Source organism: Amycolatopsis heterodermiae (assembly GCF_034929455.1).
GTDB lineage: Bacteria > Actinomycetota > Actinomycetes > Mycobacteriales > Pseudonocardiaceae > Amycolatopsis > Amycolatopsis heterodermiae.
The window spans coordinates 279,293-300,277 of the sequence record NZ_JAYFSI010000012.1; the positions used below are offsets into that span (position 1 = coordinate 279,293).

The 20,985-nt window shown below is 70.8% G+C and carries 20 protein-coding genes; 15 read left to right on the forward strand and 5 right to left on the reverse strand.

Going from position 1 to position 20,985, the window contains the following annotated elements; translation table 11 throughout:
- Window positions 1-34 precede the first annotated feature (34 nt).
- The 5 genes from VA596_RS38960 to VA596_RS38980 all read left to right on the forward strand — a co-directional run bounded on the left by VA596_RS38960 (window position 35) and on the right by VA596_RS38980 (window position 4,867).
- Entirely contained in the window at window positions 35-850 is an 816-nt protein-coding gene (locus tag VA596_RS38960) for a PaaX family transcriptional regulator (protein WP_323334174.1), read from the forward strand.
- On the forward strand, window positions 847-1,641 hold the full coding sequence (locus VA596_RS38965) for a tryptophan 2,3-dioxygenase (protein ID WP_323334175.1): 795 nt from the start codon (window positions 847-849) through the stop codon (window positions 1,639-1,641). The genes VA596_RS38960 and VA596_RS38965 overlap by 4 nt, the downstream gene beginning before the upstream one ends.
- Window positions 1,638-2,831, forward strand: a complete 1,194-nt coding sequence (locus VA596_RS38970) for a kynureninase (RefSeq protein WP_323334177.1) — start codon at window positions 1,638-1,640, stop codon at window positions 2,829-2,831. The genes VA596_RS38965 and VA596_RS38970 overlap by 4 nt, the downstream gene beginning before the upstream one ends.
- A 162-nt stretch (window positions 2,832-2,993) precedes the next feature.
- Window positions 2,994-4,067 (forward strand): Glu/Leu/Phe/Val family dehydrogenase, encoded by a 1,074-nt coding sequence (locus VA596_RS38975; RefSeq protein WP_323334179.1) that lies wholly within the window; start codon window positions 2,994-2,996, stop codon window positions 4,065-4,067.
- Window positions 4,064-4,867: a serine hydrolase gene (locus VA596_RS38980; protein ID WP_323334180.1), complete on the forward strand. Its 804-nt coding sequence runs from the start codon at window positions 4,064-4,066 to the stop codon at window positions 4,865-4,867. Before VA596_RS38975 ends, VA596_RS38980 begins: the two co-directional genes overlap by 4 nt.
- 134 nt (window positions 4,868-5,001) lie before the next feature.
- Here VA596_RS38980 and VA596_RS38985 read toward each other — a convergent pair whose 3' ends face one another.
- The gene (locus tag VA596_RS38985) at window positions 5,002-5,946 is read right to left on the reverse strand and encodes a LysR substrate-binding domain-containing protein (RefSeq protein WP_323334181.1); all 945 of its coding nucleotides are present in this window, start codon (window positions 5,944-5,946) and stop codon (window positions 5,002-5,004) included.
- An 84-nt stretch (window positions 5,947-6,030) separates the two neighbouring features.
- On the opposite strand from VA596_RS38985, the gene VA596_RS38990 reads away from it, so the two are divergent.
- The 3 genes from VA596_RS38990 (at window position 6,031) to VA596_RS39000 (ending at window position 9,746) form a co-directional block, all read left to right on the forward strand.
- On the forward strand, window positions 6,031-6,978 hold the full coding sequence (locus VA596_RS38990; protein ID WP_323334183.1) for an MBL fold metallo-hydrolase: 948 nt from the start codon (window positions 6,031-6,033) through the stop codon (window positions 6,976-6,978).
- A gap of 261 nt (window positions 6,979-7,239) precedes the next feature.
- Window positions 7,240-7,650, forward strand: coding sequence for a hypothetical protein (locus tag VA596_RS38995; protein ID WP_323334185.1), 411 nt, complete (start codon window positions 7,240-7,242; stop codon window positions 7,648-7,650).
- Window positions 7,651-7,802: 152 nt separating this feature from the next.
- Window positions 7,803-9,746, forward strand: a complete 1,944-nt coding sequence (locus VA596_RS39000) for a hypothetical protein (protein ID WP_323334187.1) — start codon at window positions 7,803-7,805, stop codon at window positions 9,744-9,746.
- A gap of 92 nt (window positions 9,747-9,838) precedes the next feature.
- Here VA596_RS39000 and VA596_RS39005 read toward each other — a convergent pair whose 3' ends face one another.
- Window positions 9,839-10,027 carry a DUF5302 domain-containing protein gene (locus VA596_RS39005; RefSeq protein WP_323334188.1) on the reverse strand — a complete coding sequence of 63 codons (189 nt, stop codon included), beginning with the start codon at window positions 10,025-10,027 and terminating at the stop codon, window positions 9,839-9,841.
- An 82-nt stretch (window positions 10,028-10,109) separates the two neighbouring features.
- Window positions 10,110-11,066 (reverse strand): winged helix-turn-helix transcriptional regulator, encoded by a 957-nt coding sequence (locus VA596_RS39010; protein ID WP_323334189.1) that lies wholly within the window; start codon window positions 11,064-11,066, stop codon window positions 10,110-10,112.
- A gap of 138 nt (window positions 11,067-11,204) precedes the next feature.
- Between VA596_RS39010 and VA596_RS39015 the strand changes: the two genes are divergently transcribed.
- The 6 genes from VA596_RS39015 (at window position 11,205) to VA596_RS39040 (ending at window position 18,809) form a co-directional block, all read left to right on the forward strand.
- A complete protein-coding gene (locus VA596_RS39015) occupies window positions 11,205-12,677 on the forward strand; it encodes a carotenoid oxygenase family protein (protein ID WP_323334190.1) in 1,473 nt (490 codons plus the stop codon).
- Entirely contained in the window at window positions 12,674-14,368 is a 1,695-nt protein-coding gene (locus VA596_RS39020) for a class I adenylate-forming enzyme family protein (protein ID WP_323334192.1), read from the forward strand. Before VA596_RS39015 ends, VA596_RS39020 begins: the two co-directional genes overlap by 4 nt.
- A gap of 4 nt (window positions 14,369-14,372) precedes the next feature.
- Window positions 14,373-15,560 carry an acetyl-CoA acetyltransferase gene (locus VA596_RS39025; protein WP_323334194.1) on the forward strand — a complete coding sequence of 396 codons (1,188 nt, stop codon included), beginning with the start codon at window positions 14,373-14,375 and terminating at the stop codon, window positions 15,558-15,560.
- Entirely contained in the window at window positions 15,557-16,663 is a 1,107-nt protein-coding gene (locus VA596_RS39030) for a thiolase family protein (protein ID WP_323334195.1), read from the forward strand. Before VA596_RS39025 ends, VA596_RS39030 begins: the two co-directional genes overlap by 4 nt.
- Window positions 16,660-17,640 (forward strand): LLM class F420-dependent oxidoreductase, encoded by a 981-nt coding sequence (locus VA596_RS39035; RefSeq protein WP_323334197.1) that lies wholly within the window; start codon window positions 16,660-16,662, stop codon window positions 17,638-17,640. Before VA596_RS39030 ends, VA596_RS39035 begins: the two co-directional genes overlap by 4 nt.
- Window positions 17,641-18,290: 650 nt before the next feature.
- Window positions 18,291-18,809, forward strand: a complete 519-nt coding sequence (locus tag VA596_RS39040; RefSeq protein ID WP_323334198.1) for a pyridoxamine 5'-phosphate oxidase family protein — start codon at window positions 18,291-18,293, stop codon at window positions 18,807-18,809.
- 28 nt (window positions 18,810-18,837) lie between these two features.
- Here VA596_RS39040 and VA596_RS39045 read toward each other — a convergent pair whose 3' ends face one another.
- Together VA596_RS39045 and VA596_RS39050 are read right to left on the reverse strand one after the other, a co-directional pair.
- Window positions 18,838-19,218, reverse strand: coding sequence for a hypothetical protein (locus VA596_RS39045; RefSeq protein WP_323334199.1), 381 nt, complete (start codon window positions 19,216-19,218; stop codon window positions 18,838-18,840).
- A gap of 81 nt (window positions 19,219-19,299) precedes the next feature.
- Window positions 19,300-20,166, reverse strand: coding sequence for an alpha/beta fold hydrolase (locus tag VA596_RS39050; RefSeq protein ID WP_323334200.1), 867 nt, complete (start codon window positions 20,164-20,166; stop codon window positions 19,300-19,302).
- A 67-nt stretch (window positions 20,167-20,233) separates the two neighbouring features.
- Between VA596_RS39050 and VA596_RS39055 the strand changes: the two genes are divergently transcribed.
- Window positions 20,234-20,974, forward strand: a complete 741-nt coding sequence (locus VA596_RS39055; protein WP_323334201.1) for a TetR/AcrR family transcriptional regulator — start codon at window positions 20,234-20,236, stop codon at window positions 20,972-20,974.
- Window positions 20,975-20,985 lie beyond the last annotated feature (11 nt).

Consider the following 20,985-nt stretch of genomic DNA (forward strand, 5'->3'; position numbering starts at 1 on the left):
ACCGCAGCGGCCTGAGGTGTATAGAGTTGCACCCGTGCCCGCCGACGCCTTCGAAGCCAGCCCCCAGGAGCTGGTCGTGACGCTGCTGGGCAGCTACGTGCACCCGCGCGAGACGCGCCGGGTGTGGTCGGGCGGCCTGGTCGCGGTGCTCGCCGAGCTGGGCTTCTCCGACGGCGCGGCCCGGATCGCGCTCACCCGCCTGGTGCGGCGCGGCCTGCTCACGCGCCACCGCGAGGGCCGCACGGTGCACTACTCGCTGACCCGCCGCACGGTCGCCCTGCTCGCCGACGGTGACCACCGGATCTTCTCCCTCGGCCGCCGCGAGCGCGCCGCCGGCGAGTGGACCGTGCTGTGGCAGAGCATCCCCGAGACCCGCCGCCAGGCCCGCGAACGCCTGGTCCGGCGGCTGCGGTTCCTCGGGTTCGGGCCGTACCAGGACGGCACCTGGATCGCCCCGCACGACCGTGAAGCCGAGGTGCTCGCGCTGCTCGGCGAGCTGGACGTCACCGAGCACGCCGGGCTGCTGCTGGGCCGTCCTTCGGCCGCGCTCGACGTCCGCCGGTTCGCCGGCCGGGCCTGGGACCTCGACGAGCTGGCCGCGCGCTACACGGCGTTCGTCGAGCAGTTCGGCGGCCACCGCGGCGAGGACCTGACCGACAAGACCGCGTTCGACGTCCGGACGCGGCTGGTGCACACCTTCCGCGCGTTCCCGTCGCTCGACCCCGAGCTGCCCGCCGACCTGGTGCCCGCACCGGATCGCCGGGCGGCCGCGGTCGAGCTGTTCCACGATCTGTACACCGAGCTGGCTCCCGCTGCCCAGCGCCATTTCGACGAGGTGACCCGAGGATGACCGACATCGACTCCGCCACGCAGGAAGCCCTGAGCTACACCTCGTACCTGGCGCTGGACGAGGTGCTGGGTGCCCAGCGCCCGCGTTCGGAGGAGCACGACGAGCTGCTGTTCATCGTGATCCACCAGGTGTACGAGCTGTGGTTCAAGCAGATGCTGCACGAAGCGACGTACCTGCAGGAGTGCCTCGAAGCGGGCACGACCGCGCACGCGATCCGGACCGTGCGGCGGATCCTGTCGATCCTCAAGGTCGCCGTCGCGCAGATCGACGTGCTGGAGACCATGACGCCCAGCCAGTTCACCAGCTTCCGCACCCGCCTGGACGCGTCCAGCGGCTTCCAATCGGCCCAGTTCCGCGAGCTGGAAGCGGTGCTCGGCCGCCGTGACGAGCGGGTGTTCGCGCACTACCCCGAAGGCGGCGAGCAGCGGAAACGGATCTCCGAGGCGATGGCGCGGCCGTCGTTGTTCGACTCTTTTCTCGCGTACCTCAAGGCTTCTGGCTACCCGGTCGAGTGTGATCGAGACGTCACTCGACCGGTGGAGCCCTCCCCGGCCCTGCAGGCGATATTGCTGGACATGTACCGCGACGACGGCGGCCCGTCGGTCGTCGCCGAATGTCTGGTGGATCTCGACGAAGGGATGCAGGAGTGGCGCTACCGGCACGTGAAGATGGTCGAACGCACCATCGGCGACAAGACCGGGACAGGAGGATCGTCCGGCGCGACTTACCTGCGTACCACGCTTTTCCAGCCGATGTTCCCGGATCTCTGGGCAGTACGGAGCCGATTGTGACCACCTTGGACGATCTGCGCGCGGACGACAACGCCCTCGCGCCGCACTACACGCGGTTCTCGGTGCGGGAACGCCTCCTGCTCTCCGGGCATTCGCACCAGGCCTGGCCCGACGTCGCCGAGGAAGGGCTCCTCGAGTCCTTCGCGGACGCCGCCCGGGACGTCGACCTGAAGTGGGAGCGCGCCTTCGCGAAGGCCGACGAGCTGCGCGCGGGCTTCCGCCTGCTGCTCGGCGACCCGCACGGCGAGTACGCGCTCGGCGCGAGCACGCACGACCTCGTGCTGCGCTTCCTGTCCGCGATGGAGCTGCCGCGAAGACCACGGCTCGTCACCACCGAAGGCGAGTTCCACACGCTGCGGCGGCAGCTCGCGCGCCTCGAAGAGGAGGGCGTCGAGGTCGTGCGGGTGCCGGTCGAGCCGGTGACGACGCTGGCCGAGCGGGTCGCCGCCGAGGTCGACGACCACACGGCCGCGGTGCTCGTGTCGGCCGTGCTGTTCGAGACGTCCCGGCTGGTCCCGGGCCTCGCGCACCTGGCCGACGCCTGCCGCGACCGGTCGATCGAGCTGGTCGTGGACGCCTACCACGCGCTCGGCGTGGTGCCGTTCCCGCTGCACGACCTGGGCCTGACCAACGCCTGGGTGCTCGGCGGCGGCTACAAGTACCTGCAGCTGGGCGAGGGCAACTGCTTCCTGCGGCTGCCCGCGCACGCCCAGGAGCTGCGGCCGGTGATCACCGGCTGGTACGCCGAGTTCGGCGCGCTCGCCGACGAACGGCGTCCCGGCGGGGTCGCCTACGCCATGGGCGGCGACCGGTTCGCCGGCGCCACCTACGACCCGGCGAGCCACTACCGCGGCGCCCGTGTTCAGCGGTTCTTCGCCGAGCAGGGCCTCACGCCGGAGTTCCTCCGCGAGGTGTCGCAGCACCAGGTGGGCCTGCTCACCGACGTCTTCGACAAGCTCGCGCTGCCCGAGGACGTCGTCACGCGCGACCGCTCGGTGCCCTTGGAGCGGCTCGGCGGGTTCCTCTCGCTGCGCTCCGCCGACGCCGGTGCGCTGCAGGCCGCACTGGCCGCGCAGGGCGTCCGCACCGACAGCCGGGGTCAGTACCTGCGCTTCGGCCCCGCGCCGTACCTGTCGGACACGCAGCTGGAGACGGCGATGGGCACGCTCGGCACGGTGGTGCGCGGCTGAGATTACCGGTCCGTATCGCGGGACCTGTACTGGTCCGGCGAGCGGAGGCGATCTAGGTTGGTGCCGGGAACCGGTGGCGGACGACCTCCGCGCCCGGTCCCGTAAACCATCGAAGCGCGTCCCGGCCACGAACCGGACGCGGGAGACAAAGGAGTCACCACCGTGACCGAAGGAGTGTTCGCCCGGAGCTCCGGGCACGAACAGGTCGTGTACTGCGACGACGAAGCCAGTGGCCTGAAGGCCATCATCGGCATCTACTCCACGGCGCTCGGCCCCGCCCTGGGCGGGACGCGCTTCCACCCCTACGCCACCGAATCCGCCGCGCTCGACGACGTCCTCGCGCTGTCGAAGGGCATGGCGTACAAGAACGCGCTGGCCGGGCTCGACCTCGGCGGCGGCAAGGCCGTCATCATCGGCGACCCGAAGACGCTCAAGTCCGAAGCGCTGCTGCGCGCGTACGGGCGCTTCGTGCAGTCCCTCGGCGGCCGCTACATCACCGCCTGCGACGTGGGCACGTTCGTGCACGACATGGACGTCGTGGCCCGCGAATCCCGCTTCGTCACCGGCCGCTCGCCCGAGGACGGCGGCGCCGGCGACTCGTCCGTGCTGACCGCGTTCGGCGTCTTCCAGGGCATGCGCGCCTCGGCCGAGCACCTCTGGGGCAGCCCGGACCTGGCCGGGAAGCGCGTCGGTGTGGCCGGCGTCGGCAAGGTCGGGCACATCCTGGTCGGGCACCTGGTCGAGGCCGGGGCGCAGGTGACGATCACCGACGTCTACGCGCCGGCGATCTCGCGGACGCTTTCGCTGTACCCGGACGTCAAGGCCGTGTCCGATGTGGACACCCTGCTGCGCGCCGAGCTGGACGTCTTCGCGCCGTGTGCGCTGGGTGGCGTGCTGAACGACGAGACCGTGCCGGTGCTGGGCGCGCGCATCGTGTGCGGTGCGGCGAACAACCAGCTCGCGCACGCGGGCGTCGACAAGCAGCTCGCCGACCGCGGGATCCTGTACGCGCCGGACTACCTGGTCAACGCCGGCGGCGTGATCCAGGTCGACGACGAGCGCCACGGCTTCGACTTCGCGCGCGCCAAGCGCAAGACGACCGCGATCTTCGACACGACGAAGGCCGTGTTCGCGCTGGCCGACGCCGACGGCGTGCCCCCGGCGACGGCGGCCGACCGGCTCGCCGAGCGCCGGATGGCGGAGGTCGGGCGGCTGCGGTCCATCATGACCGTGTGAGTCCTTCCGCTTTGTTCGAGGCGGTGGGCGTGCGGGGTTTCCTGCACGTCCGCCGGCTCGGTTCTCCCGAGTGTGTGAGTGTGGACGCCGATGCGCCGGTCGTGCTGGCGTCGGTGGTGAAGGTGGCGCTGGCGTTCGAGTTCGCCCGCCAGGTCGAGGCGGGCCTGCTCGACCCGGCGGACCGGGTCCGCGCTTCCGCCGCCGACCGCCTCGGCGGCAGCGGCTCGGCCGGCTTCGCCGACGACGTTTCGTACAGCCTGCGGGACGCGGCCCTCCTGGCGTTGTCGGTGTCGGACAACACGGCCGCGGACCTGCTGTTCGACCGCGTCGGCGTGGAGAACGTCCGCTCCCTGCTGGCCGAGCTGGGCCTGACCCGCACGACGATCATCGGCGCCCCACGCGACCTCCTGCGCACGATCATGGAGGACACCGCGGCGGGCGTTCCGTTGCGTGCCTTGGATCCCCTGCGCACGTCGGCGAGCACCCCACGCGAGATGACCGGATTGTTGTCGGCGATCTGGGCTGACGACGTCGCCGGAGCGCAGGTCCGCGAGTGGCTTTCGGCCCAGCTCAGCTGGCACCGCCTCACGGCGGGCTTCCCACCGGAGGTAGCGGTCGCGTCCAAGACGGGCACGATGCCGGGCATCCGCAACGAGATCGGCCTAGCAACCTACCCGGACGGCACGTCGTACGCGATAGCTGTGTTCACGGTGGGCGGAGCGGAAACGTTGCGACGCCCGGACATCGACCGCGCAATCGGCGACGCGGCCCGGGCGGCAGTGGATCAGCTGCGTTCTTAATCGGGGGTTGTCCACAGCCCCGCCGTGATGTGGACAACCGAGCCGCTCAGCGGCTTTCCGAGCAGTCTCGTCGGGGGTGGCCGATAGACTGGACAGGGGGCCGCCCCCCAGGGATGGGCGGGGGCACGCCACCGTCAGCCGCGCTCGTAGAAGACGTCCCACGGCCGGGCACCGCCGGGATCCGGTGGCACGATGCGCGAGACGCCGTCGCCGCGCAGGACTTCCGCGGCGATCTCCGCCAGCGTCGCCGCCTGGGGGTGCGGGCTCGACGACGGCCACGCGAACGCCATCCGCGCGTCCAGCTGATCTTTCAGCGGCCGCCAGACGACCCGGGGTTCCTTGCGGGCCGCCGGTTCGAACGCAACGCCGTGCCCGGCCAGGACCAGGCCCAGCGCGAACTCCGGGTTGCGGGCGTGCCGCACCGCCGCCGGGCGGAAGCCGTGCTCCCAGCAGGTGCGCAGCAGCGCGTCGTAACTGCCGGGCGCAGCCGCGCGTGGGGCGTGGACCAGGCCCTCGCCCGCCAGGTCCGCCAGCGCCAGCGACGAAGAGCGGGCCAGCGGCGAGTCGCGGGGGAGCACCACGCCCAGCGGCGTGTCGATCGCAGGCCCGAGGTCGAGGCCGACGACGTCCACCGGCAGCTGCAGCAACCCGGCGTCCAGCTCGCGGTCGGCCAGCAGCCGGGCCTGTTCGGCGGTGGTCAACTCCTGCAGGTCCAGCCGGACGCCGGGGCTCTGCTCGGCGAACGCCGTGAGGATCGCGGCCAGCACCCGGCCCGGCAGCTCCGGCGGCACGCCCGCGCGCAGGGAGTCCATCTCGCCGCGCTCGGCCTTCGCGACGAGCGCCGTCATCCGGTCCCAGCGCGCGAGGAGGTCGCGGGCCTCGGTCCGCAGCACTTCGCCGGCTTCGGTCAGCGTGACGCGCCGGCCGCGGTCGAACAGCTTCGCGCCCAGCTCGGCTTCGAGCCGTTTGATCCGCTGGCTCAACGGCGGCTGCGCGATGCCGAGCCGGTCGGCGGCGTGACCGAAGTGCAGTTCCTCGGCGACAACGAGGAAGTAGCGCAGCGAACGGAGGTGGTCCACGCTGCGACAATAGCCGTTTACATATCGACATGCCGACGTGCCGATCTTGGACAGCCTCGAGGGATCCGTGATCGGGTGGCGGCCATGAACACAGGACTCAGCAGGCGCGGGCTGTTCGGCGCGGGCGCGGCGGCGGCCACGATCCTGGCCGGGGTGACGGCGGCTTCGGCAACCACCCGCGGGACGTCGCAGATGACGTTGCGGTGGTGGGGGAACAACGGCTGGGAGGTCCGCGTGCCGGGCTCGGCCGGCACCAAGACGATCCTGATCGACCCGTGGCTGACGCGGTTCAAGACCGGGACGTACACGCCCGCGGGCGCGGACCCGAAGACGCCGCTGTCGGTGAACAGGGCGCTGATCGACGGTTACGTCGACCGCGGCGAGCTGCGCGCGGACCACATCCTCGTCACCCACGGCCACTACGACCACCTCACCGACGTCCCCTACCTGGCGAAACGCACCGGAGCGACGGTCTTCGGGACCGAGACCCATTTGAGTCTCATGGCCGCGCTCGGCGCGCCGGAGGACCAGCTCGCGATCGCGAGCGGCGGCGAGGACCTGACCTTCGACGGCTACTCGATCCGGATCTTCCGGTCCCTGCACTCGGCGACGGGCGCGCGGGCGCGGGTGCCGTTCCCGGGCTCACGGCCGCTGTCCCGGCGCGACCGCCCGAAGGTCATCGAGGACCTGTACGAGGGCGGCACGCTGGCCTACCAGGTGACCGGCGGCGGGGCGAGCGTCCTGGACTTCGGCGGCTCGAACTACGTCGAGTCCGAGCTGGCCGGCCTGCGCCCGGACGTCGTGCTGGTCCCGGCGGGCGGCGCGAAGGTCACGCAGTACGTGCCTCGGCTGCTGCGCACGCTGGGCAACCCGCGCTACGTCGCGGCAACCCACTGGGACGACTTCGACCTCCCGCTGGGCCAGGCGAAGGACCCCAACGGCGGCCTGGCAACGCTGCGCGCCGCAGTGGCGGCGGCCAGCCCGGCCAGCGAGTTCGTGGCCCTGGACCACCTGGGCGAGTTCACGCCCTGAAGCTCTTGAGGGTCACTGCCAGAGCTTGAGCTGCCCTGATGGTGGCCCCTCGGCGGGTGGGTTGGAAATCCCTGTCTGTCCAGCACGACATGTGCAACATTCAGGCCGCTTCGGACGATTGTGTTTCCGGAGGTGGTTGTGGGGGATGCGGCCGAGGCGGCCTTATGCGGTCGTCCGACACAGGCAGGCAGACCATGCCGGAATCGGCTGGACCGGTTCGAATTGGCTTGCAGGACGCACGCGACGAGCCACGAGCAGCAGGTGGCCGCCGTGGGCAGGAATGGCTGGAGCGAAGGGTTCAGAGAAGGGTTTAGCTCTGGCTTGCAATCGGGAGAAGGCCGAATTGCTCAGCTCGAAGCGCGGGTTCGGGAGTTGGAGCAGGCCACGACCGGGAGGATCGACCGGATCACCGGCGACCAAGTGGTCGAAGTCGGCCGCTATGCCTATCGGTGGGCAGGGAGTCCGCCCTTGAAGATCGGCGATCGGGTCCTGCTACCGAAGAGTTGGCTGAGCGACCTGAGGGGTGATACCGGCCTGCAAGAGGGCGTGGTGACGGCGCTGGAGTCGGCTTACCAGGGGGAACTCAAGGCGATCGTGCGGAAAATCGCTGACGCCGAATCGCCCGGTATCGTGGTGGACCCCGCGCTAGGAGAGCACCATTGCACCGATTGACAAGTGACATGCCGCTTGGCCCCTTCGAAGGCACACTCCTTCCGGTCTTCGTTGGCGGCCGCTCGAAGAATTCGCGTATCCACGCCAATGAAACCTGTGCACCTACCGTTGCGTCCACGTCGATGCCACTCGACGCGAACACAGTCGGGCGGATGTGCAAGCAGTGCGCTTCATGGGGTTGGTGGGCCGAGCCGGACAGTGCTCTGGGTATCTTCTTCGAAGCGGTGCGATCCATGCCTCGCGAGTTTCCCGAAGCCTCGGAAATCGAGCAAGAGTTTCCTCAGGACACGCAGGCGCAGGCTGCTTGGTTGCTGACCATCGGTGAATACCCCGATGACGAGGACGACGAAGACAGCTGGGACGAATACGAGCAAGCTCGCAGGCATCGTGATGACGTTGCGCACGCTTGGCTGCGATCCGCCGACGACATGATCCGCCTCGCCACTACGGTGAAGAACTACCCTTGGCTAGGGCTTTGGGCTGAGCAGTTCGTGTCCTCAGGGGCTGAGTACTCCGCCTTGTTACGGCGGTGGATGATCGAGTTGATCCCCGCACGGTCCCTGGTGCGGACGGCTGCGGCGAAAACCCTCACCGAACCCGAACTGCCCTGCGAACGCACCGATTTGGTGCCTTTGGGGTCTCCCAGCGAGGTCGAGGAGGTGCTCCGGCGGGCCTGGTCTGCGTGGCAATCCGAACGGGTGCATACGTGGGCAGACGCAAACCGCGGTATGCGCGCACGTTCGGTTCTCCATGGGGCGCTGGGCCGGAAACGGAACGGTCGTGAGGCCGCCCTTGCCGCCATTGACGAAATCGTCTCCGATTGGGAGTCGCGCGCAACCGCCGTTGCTGCCGCTGGCGCAGGTCAGCCTGCGGCCACTCTGACCGTGTCCGTCGAAGGGCCGTGGGCCAGGCCCTACGACGGCAGGGCACCCGGGTTGACGCCTTGGGAGACCGGTGTTCTCGTTCACTGGGCGAAAGATTTCGACTGGGCGCAGGCCGAGATTCTCCTTGAAGTCCCGCAGCTCGTCGCCGATCAGGTGCGTGCCGGCGGAGGTGCTTTCACCGAGATCGAATGCATCCCGGGGGATCCGGAAGAAACCCCGGCAGCGGTGGCGGGCGGCTTGGTGCCCGGCGTGCTGGATGATGCGCCGGTGTCCGCTCGAATCCCGGCGACCGTCCAGCAGCTCGACGCGCTCTCCGGTGCCGGCGCGTGGCTGTTCCACGTCTGGAGCATCGATCGCGGCGTCGAGGTGCTGCCAGTGGACACGATCCGGTCGCGCACCCTAACCGGCTGGTCGGGCATCATTGTCGCGGGCCCCGGTGATCTACCCGACTCACTCGTCGACCCGTGGTCCGACGACGTCCTCGCCGTTGCGAAGAGCGAAGAGGAGCCAGATCCACTCGGCCTGCTCGCTGGTGAGGTCATGGTGGCGCGACGGTCCGGTCGGCGAGGGAACACAGTGCGTGCCCTGCGCTTGCTCGCTCTGGCCAGAAGTGCTTCCGACCTGCGAGTCCTCGGCGAAAGTGACGCCCGAGTCGCGGGAGAGCGGGAGGTCTGGCAGGGCCTGCTGGCCAACCGTCGGCTGGACCTGACTCCCTTCCGTCCCCCATCAGAAGATCCGTGGAAACGAGGTGGCCTGGAGCTTCCGCTGTCCGCGCTGGGAGGGGCGCAGATCTACTCCACGAGTCTCGGCGGCGAAGGTATCAAGGGGCATTCGCCATCCTGTTCCCACGCTCATGCGGGGTGGGGATGTGTCGATATGAGATTCGAGTTGGCGACCGTCCGTGAGCTGGTCAGCACGTTGACGCCGGACTGGTGCTCGAAGTGCGACGGCTACGCCATCCGGAGGCTCGACGACCGGCAACTGCGGATCTACCGGACCGCTCATGTGCTCATGGACGTCAACATCGAGCTTGCGCAGCGGGAAAGCAAAACGTTCGGATCCTCGTTGTCGGCGAGCGAGCACGAGGAGATTCACGACCGGCTACGTGGTGCTGAGTTCGGAGGAGACGACGACTCCTACGAGGACCAATTCGCATGGTCTCGAACTCTGCGTGCACTTGGCGCGAGGGTAGATCGACTGCTGACGCGCTGATCCACGACCGGAGTCGCTGCGAGTTCGCTACCGGCGGAACACGCCGAAGGCCCCCATCGCATGCGGTGGGGGCCTTCGCAGTGGGGGAATACTCAGCCGCTCTTGCGGCGGAAGGTCCGCTTGTTCGCGGCCGGACCGTGGGCGTGCTGGTTCTTGCCGCCGCCGCTCTCGTGTGACGCTCCCGATCGGGCGTGCGCCTGCTTGCGCTCCAGCGCCTCGCGGAACTTGCGCTTGACGTCGTCCTCCTCCTCGCCGCTGGGCGAGGAATTCGGTTCACTCATGCTTACCTCCGGAACTGACGACGTGTGACCGCTCCAGCCTGGCATCAGACAAACCGCTTGGCGAGTCGATTACGTCACGTCGTCAGCGTTTGGGGGTCGGTACTCCGCCGAACTGCACGGACCTGCGGGTCAGCGGGCGGCCGCAGTGGTCGCACAGGAGGATCGGCTGCAGCCGGTTGCCGCATTCGACGTGGCTCAGCGTGATGTCCGGCTCCTGGCCGGCGACCTCGAAGCCGCGCGACCACTCGGCGATGAACGCCAGCGCCGGGAAGAACGCCAGGCCCTTCGCCGTCATCCGGTAGTCACGCGCGTCCGTGCGGGTCTGCGCCGTGCCGGTGCGCAGCACGCCGACCTCGACGAGCTTGCTCAGCCGGGCCGAGAGCACGCTCGGCCCGATGCCCAGCTCGCGCTCGAACTCCGAGAAGTGGTGGCAGCCGAGCAGCGCGGACACCAGGAGCCCGGTCGACCAGCGGTCGCCGAGCAGCTCCATCGTGTCCGGGAAGAACATCATCGGGTCGCCGGCCAGCGTTTCGGCGTCCTTGCGGCGGAAGCGCTTGGACGCCGTCGCCGCCGCGACGCCGGTGCTGTCCAGCCGCGAAGCCCGCACGTCACGCGCGTCGACCCGGCGGCCGCAGGCCCCGCAGCCGAGGGGCGCTGATGTAGCCAGCTCGCAGTCGAGGTGGATCAGCGTCGGCAGCACCTCGCGGCGGCCTTCGACCCACTCGCGTTCCCAGGCCCAGATCGAAATCAGCAGCGGCCACAGTTCGAGGCCGCGCTCGGTGAGCCGGTACTCGTGCCGCGTGCGGCGGGCGTCCCGGTACGGCACGCGCGTGAGCATGCCCGCCTCCACCATGTCCCGCAGGCGCCCGGACAGCGCGGTCGGCGAGATGCCCAGGCGCAGGCGCAGTTCCTCGTAGCGCCGGAAACGCAGGAAGAGGCTCTGCAGGATCAGCAGCGTCCACTGGTCGCCCACGAGCTCGAGTGCCCGGCGGAGGGGATCCCCCGCGGGCCGCACCCGTTGTGCAGTCGCTTCTGTCACGTGTGTTCCCCCTTGTTACTTCGCGGCCAAGCGTACACCTGGCTACAGCAAAAGAAGCCTATTGACACCTGGCTACACAAATCATAGTCTCGTCTCCATCAGCCAGCGCGGTGAGCCCGAGATCCAGGGAGAAGCCCGATGACCAGCACCTCCGAACAGCCGCTGATGGTGGCCCGGACGGCGGACGCGGACGAGGCCAACCCGTACCTCCTGGGGGTCTACGCCCCGGTCGGCACCGAGATCGACGCGGAAGACCTGCAGGTCATCGGCGAGATCCCGAAGGACCTCAACGGCGTCTACCTGCGCAACGGCCCCAACCCGCGGTTCGCCCCGGAAGGCCGGTACCACTGGTTCGACGGCGACGGCATGATCCACGCCGTCCACCTGGAGAACGGCAAGGCCCGCTACCGCAACCGCTGGGTCCGCACCAAGGCCTTCGAGGCCGAGTCCGAGGCCGGCAAGGGCCTCTGGACCGGCGTCATGGAGAACCCGAAGGGCAACCCGTTCGGCAACGGCCACGGCCTGGGGCTGAAGGACAACGCCAACACCGACGTCGTCTTCCACCGCGGCCGCATCCTCGCCACCTGGTACCTGTGCGGCTCGCCGTACGGCATCGACCCGCTCTCCCTGGAGACGCTGGGCGCCGAGGACTTCCTCGGCACGCTGGTCGGCGACATGATGGCCCACCCCAAGGTGGACGAGGCCACCGGCGAGCTGTTCTGGTTCGACTACGGCCCGCGCCCGCCGTACCTGCGCTACGGCGTGATCAGCGCCGACGGCCAGGTCGTGAAGACCACCGAGATCGAGCTGCCCGGCCCGCGCCTGCCGCACGACATGGCCATCACCGAGCACTACGCGGTGCTGATGGACCTGCCGCTGGTCCAGGACCTGCAGGCCGCGAAACAGGGCCGGCACAAGCTGCACTTCGACCGCTCGATGCCGAGCCGGTTCGGCGTGATGCCACGCTACGGGGACGGTAGCCAGATCCGCTGGTTCGAGGCCAGTCCGTGCTACATCTACCACGTCGTGAACGCCTGGGAAGAGGGCGACGAAGTCGTCCTCGACGTCTGCCGCGTGCAGAAGCCGCAACCGCGCGCCGACGCCCACACGCCGCTCGCGAAGATGCTCTCCTACCTGCGGCTGGACGCGCAGTTGCACCGCTACCGCTTCGACCTGCGGACCGGCGCGTGCCACGAGGCGCCGCTCGACGACGCCAACACCGAGTTCCCGACCGTCGACTCCCGTGGGGTCGGCGCGCGGAACCGGTACTCCTACACGGTGCACATCTCGCCCGAGTCGACGCTGAAGTTCGACGGGCTCGTGCGCTACGACAATCTTGCCGGCTCCAAGACCGAATACCGGTTCGGTCCCGGCCGGTGGGGCAGTGAGGCGCCCTTCGCACCCCGCGATGGCGCATCCGTCGACTCGGCGGACGGTTATCTGGTGACGTTCGTGCAGGACGAGCGCGAGGGGCGCTCGGAACTGGACATCTTCGACGCCGCCGATCTCGCTGCCGGACCCGTGGCCAGGGTCCTGCTTCCCCAGCGTGTCCCGCTCGGTTTTCACGCGACCTGGGTCCGGGCGGACCAGCTGGAAAACCTCCGTTCATGAGATGCCATCGAGAGGGTCGTGCCCGGGATCTCCGGGCACGGGGATGGTGGAGTGCGGAGACGATCGACCAGCTCGTGAAGGAGCGGGTCAGTGCCGACCCGGAGGGTCTCGCGCTGGTCGATCCACCGAACACCACCGCACTGGTCGGACGCGACCCGGTGCGGTGGACCTGGAGCCGGCTCGACGAACGCGTCGACGTCCTGGCCGCTTTCCTGCTCGCCAGAGGGGTGCGAGCAGGTGACGTGGTGGCCGTGCAGTTGCCGAACTGCTCGGCCTTGGTCCAGGCGTTCCTCGCGATCGTGCGGCTCGGCGCGATCGTCACCCCGTTCCCGGTGTCCTACCGGGAGCACGAGATGGGCCCGATGTGCCGGCGCACCGGGGCTGTCGGGGTGGTGACCGCATCCAGATACGGCGAGCACGAGCTCGCCGGGGCGGCCCTTGGGTTAGGCGCTTCGGCGCCGTCGGTCCGGTTCGTCGTCGCCCGGGGGGACGACGAACCGGCCGGCGCCCTGGCCTGGCCCGAAGAACCACTGTCCACGGCGGACAAGTCCGCTTTGGACGACTACCTGTCCGCTTTGGACACCGACGTCAACGACTGCGTGACGATCTGCTGGACGTCCGGCACCGAAGCCGAACCCAAGGCGGTGCCGCGCTGTCACGGCGACTGGCTCGCCACCGCGGGCGGCTGCACGCAGGCCGCCGGCATCACGAGCGGCGACGTCCTGCTGTCGCCGTTCCCGATGACGAACATGGCCGGCATCGGCGGGATGTTCCTGCCGTGGCTGCAGACCGGCGCGGTGTTCGTGCCGCACCACCCGTTCGACCTGCCTGTGTTCCTCGGCCAGCTCGCGGCCGAGCGCGTGACCTACACGCTCGCGCCACCCGCGTTGCTGACCATGTTGCTGCACAACGAGAAGATCCTGTCCGGAGTGGACATCTCCGCGCTGAAGAAGATCGGATCCGGTTCGGCGCCGCTCTCGCCGTGGCTGGTGCGCACCTGGGCCGAGCGGTACGGGATCGACATCATCAACTTCTTCGGTTCCAACGAAGGCACCGCGCTGCTGTCCGGCCCGATCGACCTGCCGGACCCCGGGCAGCGCGCGAGCTTCTTCCCGAACTACGCCTCGGGCGTCACGTGGTCGACGCCCGTCGCCGGCTGGACGTCGGTGCGGCTGCACGACCCGGTGACCGGCGAGCACGTGACCGAACCCGGGCACCCCGGCGTGCTGCACATCGCCGGGCCGACCGTCTTCGCCGGGTACCTCGAGCAGATGGGCGAACCGCTCGACACGTCGGCCTTCGACGACGACGGGCACTTCCGCACCGGCGACGTCTTCGAGATCGCCGGCGAGCGCGGGGAGTTCCTGCAGTACGTCGACCGCGCGAAGGACCTGGTCATCCGGGGCGGGATGAACATCTCGCCCGCGGAGGTCGAGGGCCTGCTGGCCGGGCACCCGGACGTCGCCGACGTCGGTGTCGTCGGCGTGCCCGACGACGTGATGGGCGAACGCGTGTGCGCGGTCGTCGTGCCGGGCGAGCGCAAGCCGTCGCTCGAGGACCTGGTGGCCTACCTGCGCGAGCGGAAGGTCGCCGCGTTCAAGCTGCCGGAACGCCTGGAGTACGCGGACGCCTTGCCCCGCAACCCGGTGGGGAAGATCCTGAAACGGCAGCTGCGGGAGAGTCTGGAGTGAGGCCATGACGGTGTTCGTGCTGGGTGGGGCGCAAACCGACTTCGCGCGCAACTTCGCGAAGGAGGGGCGCGGGATCCTCGAGATGTTCGCCGAGGTCGTGCCGGCCGCCCTCGCGGACGCCGGCGTGTCGGCGGCGGACGTCGGCGTCGCGCACGTCGGCAACCTCGCCGCGGAGCTGTTCACCGGGCAGGCCCAGCTGGGCGGGCTGCTGGTGGCGGCCGTCCCGGAGCTGGACGGCGTGCCCAGCACCCGGCACGAAGCCGCCTGCGCGTCCGGCAGCACCGCGGTGCTCGCCGCCTGCGCCGACCTGGAGTCCGGCCGGTACGACCTCGCGCTGGTCGTCGGCGTCGAGCTGATGCGCAACACCGACGGGCAGCGCGCCGCCGAACACCTCGGGTCCGCCGCGTGGGCCGGGCACGAAGCCGTCGACGCGAAGTTCCCGTGGCCCGCGCTGTTCGCCGACGTCGCCACCGCGTACGACGCGCGGTACGGCCTCGACCCGGCGCACCTCGGCCTGTTCGCCGAGCACGCTTTCGCTTGTGCAGCAAGGAATCCGCTGGCCCAGGCGCGGGACTGGAAGTTCCCGGACGGCGCGTTCGGGCCCGACGACGAGCTGAACCCGGTGATCGAGGGCAGCCTGCGCAAGCAGGACTGCGGCCGGATCACCGACGGCGCCGCGGCCGTCCTGCTGGCCTCCCCGGCGTTCGCCGAACGCCTCGGCGGTGACTTCCCGCGCGTCGCCGGGTTCGGACACCGCACCGCGCACATCGGGCTCACCGAAAAGCTCTCCACCGGCGGCGAATACCTGTTCCCGCAGCTGCGCGGCGCCGTCGTCGATGCCTACCGCCGCGCGGACGTGGCCGGGCCGGACGCGCTCGACGTCGTCGAGCTGCACGACTGCTTCACGATCACCGGGCTCGTCGCGCTGGAGCACCTCGGCATCGCGCCGCCCGGTGACGGCGGCCGGTTCATCGCCGACGGCGGCCTCGACACGGCCGGGATCAACCCGAGCGGCGGCCTGCTCGGGCTCGGCCACCCGGTCGGCGCCACCGGCGTCCGCATGCTGCACGACGCGGCGCGCCAGGTCACCGGGACGGCCGGGGAGACCCAGGTCGAGGGCGCGCGGACGGCGTTGACGCTCAACGTCGGCGGGTCGTTCACCACGGTCGTCACGACCATCGTGACCCGATGACGGCTTCGGTGCTGCTGACCGTGCGGACACCGCGCGGCAAGGCGTCCCCGCGCGGCGGGCTGGCCTCGGTGCCGCCGTTGGACCTGGTCTGTTCTTTGCTGCACGCCCTGGTCGCGCGCGGTCTTGATCCCGCGGCGGTCGACCAGGTGATCCTGGGCTGCGCGTCGCAGACCGGCGAGCAGGGGGCGAACCTGGCGCGGACGGCCGTGCTGGCCGCGGACTGGCCGGTGTCGGTGGCCGGCATGACGGTCAACCGGTTCTGTTCGTCCGGGTTGGACGCGGTCGCCCTGGGCGCGGCGCTGATCCGCGCGGGCGAGGCGGAAGTCGTGGTGGCGGGCGGGGTCGAGTCCGTCTCGCGCGTCCCGATGTTCACCGACGGTGGTCCACTGTGGACGGAAGAGCGGTTCGGCGCGGGCAACATGGGCGTCGCGGCCGACCTGGTCGCCGCCGACGAAGGCTTCACGCGGGCGGAACTCGATGCGTACGGCCTGCGGACGCAGCAGCTTGCCGCCGCGGCCTGGAAGGACGGCCGCTACGACGCGTCGCTGGTCCCGGTGGCCGGGTTGACGCACGACGAGCACGTCCGGCCGTCGACGTCCGCCGAGGCCCTGGCCGAGCTGCCGTCGTCGTTCGGCGGGCTGCACACGCGCGGGACGTCGCCCTCGCTGGCCGACGGCGCCGGGCTGGTGCTGCTGGCTTCGCCTGCGGCCGCTTCGCGCCTGGGGCTGGCGGCGCGAGCCCGGGTTCTCGGCTCGGTGACCGCGGGCAGCGACCCGATCCGGATGCTCCTTTCCGGACAGTCGGCGGTTGCGCGGGTGCTGGAAAGGTTTTCGCTGAGACCGTCCGATGTGGACGTCGTGGAGTTCGCCGAGGCGTTCGCCGCGCTGTGCCTGAAGATCCGCCGCGACCTCGGGTTCGGCGACGACGTCTTCAACGTCAACGGCGGCACGATCGCGATGGGGCACGCGTTCGGCGCCACCGGGGCGATCCTGCTGGCCGGCTGCGTCGACGAGCTGACCCGCCGTGGCGGCCGTTACGGTGTCACGGCGGTCAGCGGGGCCGCGGGATCGGGAACGGCGGTACTCGTGGAGCGTGCGGCGTGAGGCTTTCGGTGTCCCTCGGCCTGTGGCAGGACCGCCCGCCGGAGGAGGCGCTGGAGACGGCGCGCGCGGCGGACGCGGCGGGGTACCCGGAGCTGTGGATCGGCGAGATGGCGACGTGGGACGCGTTCGCCCTGGGTACGGCGATCGGCGCGTCGACGTCTTTGTCTCTCACCTTCGGGCCGCTCGCGGTGACGGTGCGCGACCCGGCGACGATCGCGATGGGCGTCGCGTCGGTGGCGGCGCTGACCGGCCGCGAGACGGGCGTCGCGCTCGGGACGTCCAGTGACGTCGTGGTGCGCGGCTGGCACGGCCGGTCCCGCGACCGCGCGGCGACGGCGCTGGAGGAGTCGGCGGTGGCGGTCCGCCAGCTGCTCGGCGGCGCCAAGTCCACTGTGGACGGCTCGGTCGTCGGCTCCCAGGGGTACCGGTTGCGGCTGCCGGCGCCGAAGTCGCCGCTGACGATCGCGGCGTTCGGCCCGCGCGCGCTGGACGTCGCGGCCCGCCACGCCGACCGGATGGTGGTCAACCTGGTCAGCCCGGCGGCCGCGGCCTCGCTGGTCGAAGGCCTGCACGCGGCCGCTTCCCGGGCCGGCACCGCCCCGCCACCGGTGGCCGCGTGGGTGGTCGGCGCGGTGGACCCGTCGGAGGCCGCGATCGAACAGCTCCGGAGGGGTGTCGTGGGCTACCTGGCCGCGCCCGGCTACGCGGACATGTTCCGCGCGGAGGGCTTCGGCGACCTGGTCGACTTCGCCCGCACCCGCCCCCACCCACGCGAGCTACTGGCAGCGGTCCCGGTGGAGGCGATCGCGGCAGTCGGCCTCCTCGGCTCGCGGGACGCGATCGCCCGGAAGATCGCGGACTTCGCCGCAGCAGGCATCGACGAACTGGCGATAGTCCCAGCAACCTCGGACAACGACCCGGGCGGCGCCCGAACCCTGACGACAATCTCCTCGGCGGCCGGCGCCGATCCAGCGTGACATCGCGGGGCGCGCGTCGCCGAGCCGGCGCCCGGGCACTCGCGGACCTTTCGCTGGCTGGCGCCGGTCCGGCGCGATGTCGGCGGGCTGGCGGGGCCCGGGCGCTCATCGGAACCTTTCGACGGCTAGCGCCGGTCTGGCGTGATGTTCGCCGGGGGCGTCGGCGAGCTGGCGGGCGCCCGGACGCTCGCCGGAACCCTTCCGGTGGCTGGTGTCGGCCTGGGTGACCCCGCTGGGGTGGGCCTTGGCAGCTGGCGGCGCCCGGACGCCCATCGGAACCCTTTTCGGCGGTTTGTGTCGTTTTGGCGTGATGTCGCCGGGGGCGTCGATGAGTTGGGGGGCGCCCGGGCGCTCGCCGGAACCTTTCAGTGACTCGTGTCGGTCTGGCGTGCTGGCGTTGACGGGCTGGCGGGCGCCCGGGCGCTCATCGGGACCCTTCGGTGGCTGGCGTCGGTCTGGCGTGATGTCGCTGGGGTGGGCCTCGGCGAGCTGGTGGGCGCCCGGACCCCGCTCGAACCTCTTCGGCGGTTCGTGTCGTCTGGCCTGATGTTCGCCGAGGTGGGCGCCGATGAGCTGGCGTCCCCCCGACCCTCGCCGAAATTAATTCGCCGTTCGTGTCGATTCGGCGTGATGTCGTTCGACGCGTAGGCATGACTGAGCCGACGAAGACCAAGAACCTCGCCCAGCACGGGTTCGCTCCGCTCGAGTGGAGCCGCGCCCGCGACCTCCTCGCCGCCGATACCCCGACCGCCGATCTGACCTTCTTCGTGGCGACCGTCCGTCCCGATGGGCGGCCGCACTCCGCCGGTGTCGGCGGCGTGTGGGTCGACGACGCGCTGTACTTCAAGGCCGGGCCTGGCACTCGCCGGGCGAAGAACCTGGCCAAGAACCCGGCGTGCGTCGTTTCGGTGCGCCTGCGCGGCTTGGACCTCACAATGGAAGGCGACGTCGTCCGGGTGACCGACCCCGCCACCGTCGCGCGCGTGGCGGCCGTCTACCGCGAGGGCGGCTGGCCCGCGACCGCGGTGGACGACACCCTCACCGCGCCGTACAGCGCACCCAGCGCGGGCGCGCCGCCCTGGCACCTGTACCGCCTCGACCTGCGCCGCGCCATCGGCCTGGCCTCCGCCGAACCCCACGGCGCGACCCGCTGGGACTTCGCGGACTGACAAATCCACCCACCATCGAACCCGGATTTCACATCGCGGGGGCGCGGGCGGGCCGGGGCTCGGCGACGGCCTCCGGACGGCGGGGCACCGGGATCCGCACAGGGGTCCGGGTGCGCCGGGCCGTGAGCAGGCCGAGGGCGAGAGCGCCGGCCAGGATGAGCGCGGACCAGGCCGAAGCCGCGTCGAAGGCCAGCTCACCGAAGTGGCCCAGGACGAAGCCCGCGTCCAAGGCCCAGGCCACCGCGAGCACGCCCAGGGCCGCCGGGAACGTCGTCCGGCGGGCCGTCGCCAGCACCACCAGACCCAGCGTGACCAGCGCGTACCACGGACTCGGACCGGCCACGTGCGCCGTGATCACGGCGGCCACCGCGGCCACGCAGCCGAACGGGAACCCGAAACCACCTGTCATGCCGTCAGTGCACGCCGCCGGCGCGCTAAAACGAGAGCCTCAGGACGCTTTCCCTACGCCCCGGCCACCCGTTTTGACGCCTTATTGACCCGTCACGCGCCCGATCGCCTCGGCCAGCTCCGGCCAGACCGCGCGCGGCAGGTTGTGGCCCATCCCGGGGATCACGAGCAGCTCCGCGCCCGGGATCGCCGCCGCGGTCGCCTTGCCGCCGCTGACGTTGATCAGCGGGTCGGCGTCGCCGTGGACGACCAGGGCCGGCAGGCGGACGTCGTGCAGTCCGGACGTCCGGTCGCCCGAAGCCATCACCGCCGCCGCGTGGCGCAGGGTGCCCACGGGGTGGCGGGCACGGTCGAAGTGCATCGTCGCCTTGGCCAGCAGGAACGCCTCGTCGTCCGGGTAACCGGGGGAGCCGAGGCGCCGGTAACCCTCGACGCTGTCGGCCAGCGCCTGCTCGCGGGTGGTGGCCGGCGGCCGGGTCAGCACCGCCAGCGCCCACGGCTCGGCCTGCCCGACCGCCGGGTCGCCGGTGGTCGACATGATCGACGTGACGCTCAGCAGCCGGTCCGGGTGGTCGATCGCCAGCTGCTGCACGATCATCCCGCCCATCGACGCGCCCACGACGTGCGCGCGGGCGATGCCGAGCGCGTCGAACAGCCCGACGGCGTCGTCCGCGAGGTCCGAGAGCCGGTACGGCGCCGTCGACAGGTCGCCGGCGAAGAGCGCGCCGAGGTCCGGCGCGGGCAGGTCGTCGAGGTACGTCGAGAGCCCGACGTCCCGGTTGTCGTAACGCACCACGAAAAACCCGCGATCCGCGAGCATTGCGCAGAAGTCGTCCTCCCAGGTGATCATCTGGGCACCGAGGCCCATCACCAGGACCAGGGGCGGAGCCGCCGGATCGCCGAAGGTGCCGTACTCGAGCTCGAGACCGTTGGCCTGTGCGCGTGCCATGCCCCGATCTTGCCCCAGACTTGCGTCGCTGGCATCGGCCCGGCCGGTGCGGTTACCGTAACGCCCCATGCCGACCACATCGGGTACCGGAGAACGTCCCCGGTCGCGGGCCGCGGCGGGACTGCCGGCGATCACGGCCGAAAAGGTCGTCAGCGCGGCAACGCAGCTGACCGCCGAAGCCGGCCTCGACAACTGGACGCTGCGGCAGCTCGCCAGAGCCGTCGACGCCTACCCGGCGGTGATCTACCACCACGTGGGCGACCGGGACGCGGTGGTCAACGCCGTGGTCGACCGGGTCGTCGGCCTCCTGCGGCTGCCGGACCCGCAGCTGCCGTGGCAGGAGTGGTTCACCGAGCTGCTCGCCGAGCTGCGCCGGGTGCTGCGGACCTACCCGGGCTGCGCGCGGCGGCTCGCGCTGTTCGGCCCGTCGGTCGACGCGGCCACCCGCAGCATCGACGCCGGGGTCGGGGTCCTGCTGGGCGCCGGCTTCGGCCGCGAGAGCGTGCTCGCCTACAACCTGCTGGTGATGACGGCCTGCCAGTTCGTCGCGATGGAGGACGACCGCGAGTCGGCGCTCGCGCTGCGGATCGACAACACCGAGACGTACGCGACCTACCGCGAGCGGGCCGACCTGCCGGGGATGGCCGAACTGGGCGCGGCGATGCACGACCTGATGGGTGACCCGGACCTCGCGGCGGGGTACTACGAGCAGCTCTACGACTACGCCGTGCACCGGTGCCTCGACGGGCTCGCGCACCGGCTGGAAGAGCTGCGTGACCAGGGCACGGACGGGTTGACAGCGACTTGACAGAGCCCCGG

What these genes read in the sequence shown, in the direction of transcription:
- VA596_RS38965 (WP_323334175.1), top strand. Translation starts at nt 847, where the DNA reads ATGACCGACATCGACTCCGCCACGCAGGAAGCCCTGAGCTACACCTCG.
- VA596_RS38990 (WP_323334183.1), top strand. Translation starts at nt 6,031, where the DNA reads ATGAACACAGGACTCAGCAGGCGCGGGCTGTTCGGCGCGGGCGCGGCG.
- VA596_RS39000 (WP_323334187.1), top strand. Translation starts at nt 7,803, where the DNA reads ATGTGCAAGCAGTGCGCTTCATGGGGTTGGTGGGCCGAGCCGGACAGT.
- VA596_RS39005 (WP_323334188.1), bottom strand. Translation starts at nt 10,027, where the DNA reads ATGAGTGAACCGAATTCCTCGCCCAGCGGCGAGGAGGAGGACGACGTC.
- VA596_RS39015 (WP_323334190.1), top strand. Translation starts at nt 11,205, where the DNA reads ATGACCAGCACCTCCGAACAGCCGCTGATGGTGGCCCGGACGGCGGAC.
- VA596_RS39020 (WP_323334192.1), top strand. Translation starts at nt 12,674, where the DNA reads ATGAGATGCCATCGAGAGGGTCGTGCCCGGGATCTCCGGGCACGGGGA.
- VA596_RS39025 (WP_323334194.1), top strand. Translation starts at nt 14,373, where the DNA reads ATGACGGTGTTCGTGCTGGGTGGGGCGCAAACCGACTTCGCGCGCAAC.
- VA596_RS39030 (WP_323334195.1), top strand. Translation starts at nt 15,557, where the DNA reads ATGACGGCTTCGGTGCTGCTGACCGTGCGGACACCGCGCGGCAAGGCG.
- VA596_RS39040 (WP_323334198.1), top strand. Translation starts at nt 18,291, where the DNA reads ATGACTGAGCCGACGAAGACCAAGAACCTCGCCCAGCACGGGTTCGCT.
- VA596_RS39045 (WP_323334199.1), bottom strand. Translation starts at nt 19,218, where the DNA reads ATGACAGGTGGTTTCGGGTTCCCGTTCGGCTGCGTGGCCGCGGTGGCC.
- VA596_RS39050 (WP_323334200.1), bottom strand. Translation starts at nt 20,166, where the DNA reads ATGGCACGCGCACAGGCCAACGGTCTCGAGCTCGAGTACGGCACCTTC.
- VA596_RS39055 (WP_323334201.1), top strand. Translation starts at nt 20,234, where the DNA reads ATGCCGACCACATCGGGTACCGGAGAACGTCCCCGGTCGCGGGCCGCG.